At 46.9% G+C, this 6,960-nt stretch carries 11 protein-coding genes; 5 read left to right on the forward strand and 6 right to left on the reverse strand.

Annotation, left to right across the window (positions count from 1 at the left end):
- A partial coding sequence (locus VJB08_06630) for a hypothetical protein (protein ID HLD43628.1) occupies window positions 1–787 on the forward strand: 787 nt, incomplete at its 5' end.
- Between the two features lie 82 nt (window positions 788–869).
- On the opposite strand, the gene VJB08_06635 is transcribed toward VJB08_06630, so the two are convergent.
- A complete protein-coding gene (locus tag VJB08_06635; protein HLD43629.1) occupies window positions 870–1,253 on the reverse strand; it encodes a PIN domain-containing protein in 384 nt (127 codons plus the stop codon).
- Window positions 1,254–1,454 carry a hypothetical protein gene (locus tag VJB08_06640; GenBank protein HLD43630.1) on the reverse strand — a complete coding sequence of 67 codons (201 nt, stop codon included), beginning with the start codon at window positions 1,452–1,454 and terminating at the stop codon, window positions 1,254–1,256.
- 123 nt (window positions 1,455–1,577) lie between these two features.
- On the opposite strand from VJB08_06640, the gene VJB08_06645 reads away from it, so the two are divergent.
- Window positions 1,578–1,901, forward strand: a complete 324-nt coding sequence (locus VJB08_06645) for a hypothetical protein (GenBank protein ID HLD43631.1) — start codon at window positions 1,578–1,580, stop codon at window positions 1,899–1,901.
- A gap of 34 nt (window positions 1,902–1,935) precedes the next feature.
- On the opposite strand, the gene VJB08_06650 is transcribed toward VJB08_06645, so the two are convergent.
- Both VJB08_06650 and VJB08_06655 read right to left on the reverse strand, forming a co-directional pair.
- A complete protein-coding gene (locus VJB08_06650; protein ID HLD43632.1) occupies window positions 1,936–2,223 on the reverse strand; it encodes a hypothetical protein in 288 nt (95 codons plus the stop codon).
- 50 nt (window positions 2,224–2,273) lie between these two features.
- Entirely contained in the window at window positions 2,274–2,441 is a 168-nt protein-coding gene (locus VJB08_06655) for a hypothetical protein (protein HLD43633.1), read from the reverse strand.
- A gap of 220 nt (window positions 2,442–2,661) precedes the next feature.
- On the opposite strand from VJB08_06655, the gene VJB08_06660 reads away from it, so the two are divergent.
- The 3 genes from VJB08_06660 (at window position 2,662) to VJB08_06670 (ending at window position 5,150) form a co-directional block, all read left to right on the forward strand.
- Window positions 2,662–3,204, forward strand: a complete 543-nt coding sequence (locus tag VJB08_06660; protein ID HLD43634.1) for a hypothetical protein — start codon at window positions 2,662–2,664, stop codon at window positions 3,202–3,204.
- 88 nt (window positions 3,205–3,292) lie between these two features.
- Complete coding sequence (locus tag VJB08_06665; GenBank protein ID HLD43635.1) at window positions 3,293–4,441, forward strand: hypothetical protein; 1,149 nt, start codon at window positions 3,293–3,295, stop codon at window positions 4,439–4,441.
- A gap of 61 nt (window positions 4,442–4,502) precedes the next feature.
- The gene (locus tag VJB08_06670) at window positions 4,503–5,150 is read left to right on the forward strand and encodes a protein-L-isoaspartate(D-aspartate) O-methyltransferase (GenBank protein HLD43636.1); all 648 of its coding nucleotides are present in this window, start codon (window positions 4,503–4,505) and stop codon (window positions 5,148–5,150) included.
- On the opposite strand, the gene VJB08_06675 is transcribed toward VJB08_06670, so the two are convergent.
- Both VJB08_06675 and VJB08_06680 read right to left on the reverse strand, forming a co-directional pair.
- Window positions 5,113–5,886 carry a hypothetical protein gene (locus VJB08_06675; protein ID HLD43637.1) on the reverse strand — a complete coding sequence of 258 codons (774 nt, stop codon included), beginning with the start codon at window positions 5,884–5,886 and terminating at the stop codon, window positions 5,113–5,115. The genes VJB08_06670 and VJB08_06675 overlap by 38 nt on opposite strands.
- A gap of 31 nt (window positions 5,887–5,917) precedes the next feature.
- Window positions 5,918–6,775 (reverse strand): A24 family peptidase, encoded by an 858-nt coding sequence (locus VJB08_06680; GenBank protein ID HLD43638.1) that lies wholly within the window; start codon window positions 6,773–6,775, stop codon window positions 5,918–5,920.
- Window positions 6,776–6,960 lie beyond the last annotated feature (185 nt).

The following is a 6,960-nucleotide window of genomic DNA, read 5'->3' on the forward strand; positions in this document are numbered from 1 at the left end:
TTATAAGGTTGATCTAAAAAAGAATATCATCAACGGGATTATCATCATAGCATTGACCTTATTCTCCTACATCGGCATCATCAAAGACTCTTTGTTTCCGTTCCTGGAAAGCGCTGTTGGGCTGGAGATCGGCGCAGGAACCTTTATCGGAATCCTGGAATACCAGTCCCTGTTCCTTATCCTGCTTCCCTTCCTCTTCCTTGGAGTCTATGCTTCAATCAGAAACAAGAGGATCAACATCCTGTTCATCTGGTTTATCTTCAACCTGATCTTTGTCAGCTTTAAACTGATCTTCTTCAACAGGTATATCATCCATCTGGACATGATCATGCTCATCTTGGCTGCCATAGGGATATACGTAGTAATCAAAAAAGGCAAAGCCATAGGGATGATATCATTGGCGATGATTGTCCTGTTTTCCTCGTATATCCTTATCGCATATGCGCTCAACGAGAAGCCTTTAGTCAGCCAGGCAAAATTAGACGAGATACAAACCCTCCAGAACACCGAAGGCATGGTGATGTCAACCCATAAGCACGACTCTCCCTGGCTCCTGGGATATTCAGGAAGGCCCACAATTGCCCCAGGATTGTACTCATACAGCAAATGGAGTTTAGCTGAATGGTCAATATTCTGGAACTCAGGAAATTTCACAGAAGTAAAGCCATTGCTCGATATGTACGAAAAGCCAATCTCCATCTATGCGCATCCTGTGACAAACAGGGAGAAGTTCAATAATGACTGCTTCCGGCATCCAACCCAAAACATCTACACGTACATCTGCTGAGCCAAAGGTATGCAAAGCCAGATTATGGATTGTGGCCTCTTCCCCGCCCTGAAGCTTCCCGCCCCAACTGGCAATAGAGAACTCACTTAACAAACTCGACATTATCCTTATCTTCAAACTTTTCGTCTCCAGTTAAAAACTTGACACCTAATTCCAGAGCAAGGGCATAGCCTATACAATCAACATAGCTAACCTTTTCTTTTTTATGTTTTAATTTGAACCCCATACCGTCTTTTATACAACCATAGGTGATAGGCACAACAAACTTAGAGTATAAAGCCAGATACTTATCGGCAGTTTTTTTATCATAATCATGAAGAAAATGATAATACAAATCTATAAGATTAAACTTAGTAGTTATTAAAATGTGGCTTAGATAAGGTTTATAGTTCAGATTACCGCCCAATAACTCTATGAGGGCATACGTGTCTGCTAAAAATATCTTTATTTCAGTCGTATCCTGCATCTATGTCATCCATCGCTTTTTGAGTTGGTTTTTTAGTTTCAATGAGCCAAAAGCCCTTTTCAGCTGATTCATTTCTGAACCAATAGCTATAAATCTAGTCTTCTTTTTTGCAGATATGTTTTCTCTTTCTAGTACCTCTCTTGGTATGGTTATACCTACTGAATTGCCCCATTGCTTTGGAATTGCGTCGAATACTTGCATTTTACATCACCCCGTGAGATGTATAATCTAATTATATATAAACTTTGCGTAAGTCCTGTCAGCAGCTGTCCAGAATCAGTCCAGGTGGAAAACCTTAAAAACCCTTTCAAACCAGAAAAAAGGATGCGAAGAAAGGTATACGGCCAGTCAAGGATAGAATCATGCCCTTTCTGCGGAAAGTCTGCTGTGGCAAAGAACAATCAAGGGGTTCCTGTCTGCGCAGGCCATACCCAAAGCACGCTTCCAGATATGAAGTGCCTCTGCGGAGAGTGGCTTGATGTCAGGAGCGGAAAATGGGGGGTGTACTTCAGCTGCATGAATTGCGGGAACATCAATTTCAGAAAAGGGCTTGACATGAACCCGCCCATAGAACCCAAAGAGACCAAACAAGAGCGCACCCCGACTGAAACCACCATTAGTTCTGATGACGCAAGGTATTTTGATTGAATGCTGTGCTAGAAGAGAACAGGCCTGGAGGATATCAATACTGTCTCCCTTTCCATACCCCCGTAAACCTCGTAATCTCAGGCTTAGTGAATCCACGCGATTCCAGGATTTTGATGAAGTCATTCATGTTAGGATTCTTGTCTTTCTGGAGGCTAAAATCCAGGGTTGCTTGGGATACAATACACATTTGATTAATGCTGATGCTCCACTTTTGCAAAAACCCATGCAGGGAGGTATTCACTTCTTCCACGTCATAGAGGTTATCCTTCATGAGCAATAAAGGTTCGTGCTGCAGCAGAATAACTTCAAGTTCCTTGTCCATATCTTTATTCAGGGCAGCGTCGTAGCCTTCAAGGCTCGTTGCGTAATCAGCTAGCCTCTTTCTTGAATGGAAGGGGTCCAGTCAGAGTTATTAACGACTGCCAGGACTTCCCCGGAAGGCATCAATATCTTGTTTTTCTTTTCTGGAAGACGCACAAACTCGAATCGATTTGCATAGCCTTTTGTTTCAGAACGGGTTGTGAAGAGTTCCAAGCCCATACGCCCGAGAAATCAAGATCGCTATTTAAATGTTCAGGATATGCTGAGAAGGAAACGAACTCTCCGGCCTGCACAGGCATAAACAGGAGGTATAAGGGCTGAAGGGCTGCAAATCGTCTCTCCTCACCCACTCAAATTTCAGCAACTGTTGTCCCAAAATCCGTCACCCTTATATAAATCAAAGAATCCCCTGCCAAAAAAGCCATAAAAGCGAATTGCCATGTACAAGCTTAAAGCAGTGAAGGATGACGTCATCCAGGACCATCAGGAGTATCTTTTGAGTATCTTTCTGAAGGTTCTTGGCCCTGAGAACCTCCCCAACAGCCAAAAGCTCCGCCCTATCGGATCGCATTACTATGACTTCCTTCAGGAAAGCAGGAAAAGTGTATCTGATCTCGTGTTCGAAGCAGCAAGCATTGACGAGTATGTGAAAAAAGAGCCGGACAGAGGTGTTTCCTATGCTCTCCTGGACACTCCGCAGAGGATATCCAGCCACTGGCTCTGGATCAGGAAACCGCATATCATCCCAGCCTCGGAGATCAACCAGGCATACACAGCCAAGGGCAAGCAGCCGATCCTCTCTAAGCAGGAAGCATTGGATCTTCCTGACGCAAAAAAAGCCTGCGCCTATCTGCTGGATTCCTATAAAAATGAAGTTATCCAGCAGTTCTGTCCGGTTTCAATAAATGCCGGCACCCAGAGCACAAAAACCGCAGTTCCCTGGGTGAGCCTCTTCTTCAGCCTTCTTGCAAGGGGGCAGTGATACAGCATATCAAGGGGCATTCATACAGGAGAAGAGTTGAAATAGCCTCCCGATACCTTTTTTAACCCCCCGAAACTGCCATGGATCCATGGCGATTGATGAGGAGAAGTTCGAGTTGGGGCAGCATGAGCAGTATCTGGTGAATCTGTTTGCGGCAGTGATCGGCAAAGACTATGGGATTTTTGAGACCCCTGCATTGATGATGTATATCGAAAAGCGGTACAATCAGATCAAGGAAGAGATTATCCCTTCCCTTGAAGAGATCATCAGCGGAAACTTCAGTGAGTTCCTGCCTCAAACCTTTGGTGAGCCCCCTAATCCAACGATCCGCTACCGGCCTGTCATGAGCACAGGGAAGTCCCAGCAGTTCAGCGGTGCACAGATTCGCTCTTGGAGATTCCTTAAGGATCCAAATATCATCTCAGCAGGCGATATCAACACGGTCTTTGGAGTCAAGAAAAGGCAAAAGATATTTCCAGAAAGCTATGCCAAAGGCAGCTACCTGGAGCTTGGCCAGGCCAGAGATGCATGTTCCTTTCTCATCGAGGTAGCTCACGAAAATGACTTTCCGAGGAATGAAATCCTGAAGCAGTTCTGCCCGGTGAATCTGTATCTGGGAGACCAAAGCTCAAAAGCAATTGTTCCATGGATTGGCCTGCTTTTTGGCATGGAGTATCAGGCTCTGCATAAGATCCCGGGGCCTTCAAGCACGATGCCAGGGCCTCCTGGCCCGAGCGCTACCAAGCCAGTTGCCTCAAGCCCTGTTGAAGATCCAGGGTATGCACAAGCTGCCGCTCCAGACAGGTTCAGCCAGCATTACAAGGACATGCTATGGCTCATCGAGAAGGTCAGCCTGACCTCAACATCCAGTCCCAAATTTGCTAAAGGGTTAAGAGAAGGATTCAATGCCGTCCATCAAAATCCTGCAAGCATTAGCCGATACCTTATAGGAGACAACAATCGCTCAAACTGTTGCTATGTATATAAGATCTATGAAGGTAAGGTTCCCGAGATCCGATGGGAAGGCAAGGACTGGGAATGGTTTAAGCCATTCTCTATTGGATTCTCTCCCACGAAGATCTATGAGAAAAAAAGCGGCATCCTCATCCCAATCCTTGCGCAGGGGAAGGAGCGGATTCTTGGCCAGGGGAAGGATGCTGCCCAGACAGTCCTGCTTCCTGCTGAGGGCATTGTGCTCACAGGTATCTACCAGAAGCACATAAGGCGGGGAAAGTAAAGCCAAGCCATAAGATGCAGCAACCAAAAAGATTAAGTAGGGGGCTAAGTTATAGCAGGGGATGGCTGAGATTATGGAGCAAAAGCAGAAGCTGATGCAGTTCTGGAAGGAGTATTTCCGCTTCCATCCGGACCTGCTCGGAGCATTCAGCGTAGTGCAAAGGGAGAATTTTATCTCAAAGAGCGTCAGGGATGTTGCCTATGAAGACCGGCCTCTTCCGCTTCTCAGAGGAAAGACCATCAGCCAGCCTACAACAGTCATGATCATGACTGCTGCGTTAGAGCCTAAGAAGGGCGACAGGGTCTTTGAGATAGGAACAGGCTCAGGCTACCAGGCAGCTCTCCTCGGCATCCTTGTGGAGCCTGGAAAAGTGATCACAACAGAGGTTATTCCTGAGCTTGTGCAATTCGCAAGAGAGAATCTTGCTGCCGCAGCCATAAAGAATGTGATTGTCTTTGAAGAAGATGGCTCAAAAGGCATGGAATCAGAAGCTCCTTTTGACAAGGTGATTATCACAGCAGCATGCAGGGAATTCCCAAAGCCTGTTGTTGATCAGCTCAAGGAAGGAGGCATTATCATCGGTCCAGTAGGGGATCCTGAGCAGCAGCAGATGATAAGAGGCACTAAAATCAAGGGCAAGCTGGAGCTGGAATTCCTCGGCCCGTTTCTCTTTACTCCAATGTATGGGAAGTATGGCTTTGATCTTTGAGGTTGCGAAAGCTCACAGGCAGGTAGCCTTTCAACGCATTCAGATACCCGCTCAGCAACCGGGCTGTCTGATAGGGAGCCCCTTCCATATCCGGGAAATATCCTGCAAGGCAGATTCCAACAAGGCTTCTCCCTTCAAGTGCTCTCTCTGAGATATCTATGATACGATCAACGCCCATTGCGCCATCAAGCCACCTCGCAAAAAGGCTTGGCGAGTCTCTGGCTGCTTTTGTTATCTTCTTGTCAAAAACACAGAGATCAAGGCTGACGTAGATATCTGAAATCTGCTCCCTGCAAAGATCCTCAATTGCAGCATCAGCATTCCTTGCAGAGTATACCTTCAATGACTTGCGTTTTGGCTCTTCAGTCGATCCTATGATATAGCCAGGATTCCTGCGCTCTCTGAGAAAGCTTGAGTCGCCAAATCTGACGTGCTTATTTAGAACGCGGTCGTCAGTGTGGGAATCAAAGATGAGATCAATGGTGTTGGGAGAATTGCGGCATTCTGTCATTGCATAATGCCCTGTTCCGATTATGATTGACGGAGTCCTGCCGGCTTTTTTCGCAACCATGCTGGCAAGCAGTTTTTTTGGATCTTGAGTCTTTTCTTTCTGGAATGCCTGCGCCAGTATGCTGTCATAATCAATAACAACAGGCTCTGGAAGCTCCGCATCTGCGAGAATCGCAGTGTACACCTCTCTCTGCTCCTCTCCTGCAGGAATAATGATGGTTTTCATAGCCCTGGGGATTTCCATGTATTCATAAAGCTTATAGGTTCAGAATGCTAAGAATCAGGTTTCCGAATGCCAAGGTGATAAGAAATGCTATCAGGAATGACGGCACAAAGGGTATGCCTGATTTCACCCTGATCCTTCCGACCCTGCCTTTGCTGTAAAGCAGCGTAAGCTCCTTAATTTGATCCTTTGATATGCCTAAATCCTTTGGCCCGGCAACCACCTTCTTTCCTACAACAACATCTTCTGCTATCCAGTCCCCTTCTGTGAGCTTATCCGGCTTCACATAGGAATACATCGAGCTCAATTCAACTGCCTTGACAGCAGCAAAGAGGAAGGGCATCACAAAGAGGATGCCGATCACTGCTCCGTAAAGAAGCGTCATCCCCATCACAAGGATCAGGCCGAGGCCAGCTCCTGCAAGAATCCATATCACTGCCAAAGTAGTTTTAAACTCCCTTCCTGAAACCTGCTTCCTGAATTCGCCCCTAAACCTTGAGAAGTGGCTGGCAGCCAGGCCAATGCTCCACACAACCCCATACACCCCTCCAACAAGGAGAATGTTTGAAAAAAAGCTGAGCAGCATAGAGTAAGGAGTTGTCTCCAGGCCAATCAATGCTCCTAAACCCATCAGGATCTTTGAGTCTCCTCCCCCCCATTGGCCGGTGTAGAACATGAGAGCTCCAAAGCTAAGCAAAGCAACGAAGCCCAACAGGCCTGCAAGGATAAAAGAGATGTCTTGATAGATGACAGAAGCCAGCAGCCTGTACCCAAAGCCAAAGGCGATAAGGCTATAGCTGAGCCAGTCAGGCACTTCCCGGGTCTTTATGTCAGTGTACGAGGCGATGCCAAGCCATGTCAGGGCAACTCCTGCAATGATCCAGTCCGGCATTGGTCTTTTTGAGAGCAGCCGTTATTTAAAGGTATGGGGTGGCAGGGCTCTGTCCTGAATGGAGGTTGCCGCCAATTTCGCGAGACTCAATCAAGCGAGACATCAGCAGCGGAGGGGGGTGTCCCTTACGGGCGAGGTGCCGCTCTTAGCTGAAAACAGCAAGAGCCGAGCTCGCGGCAACCCGA

Source organism: Candidatus Nanoarchaeia archaeon (assembly GCA_035290625.1).
Classification (GTDB): domain Archaea; phylum Nanobdellota; class Nanobdellia; order Woesearchaeales; family DATDTY01; genus DATDTY01.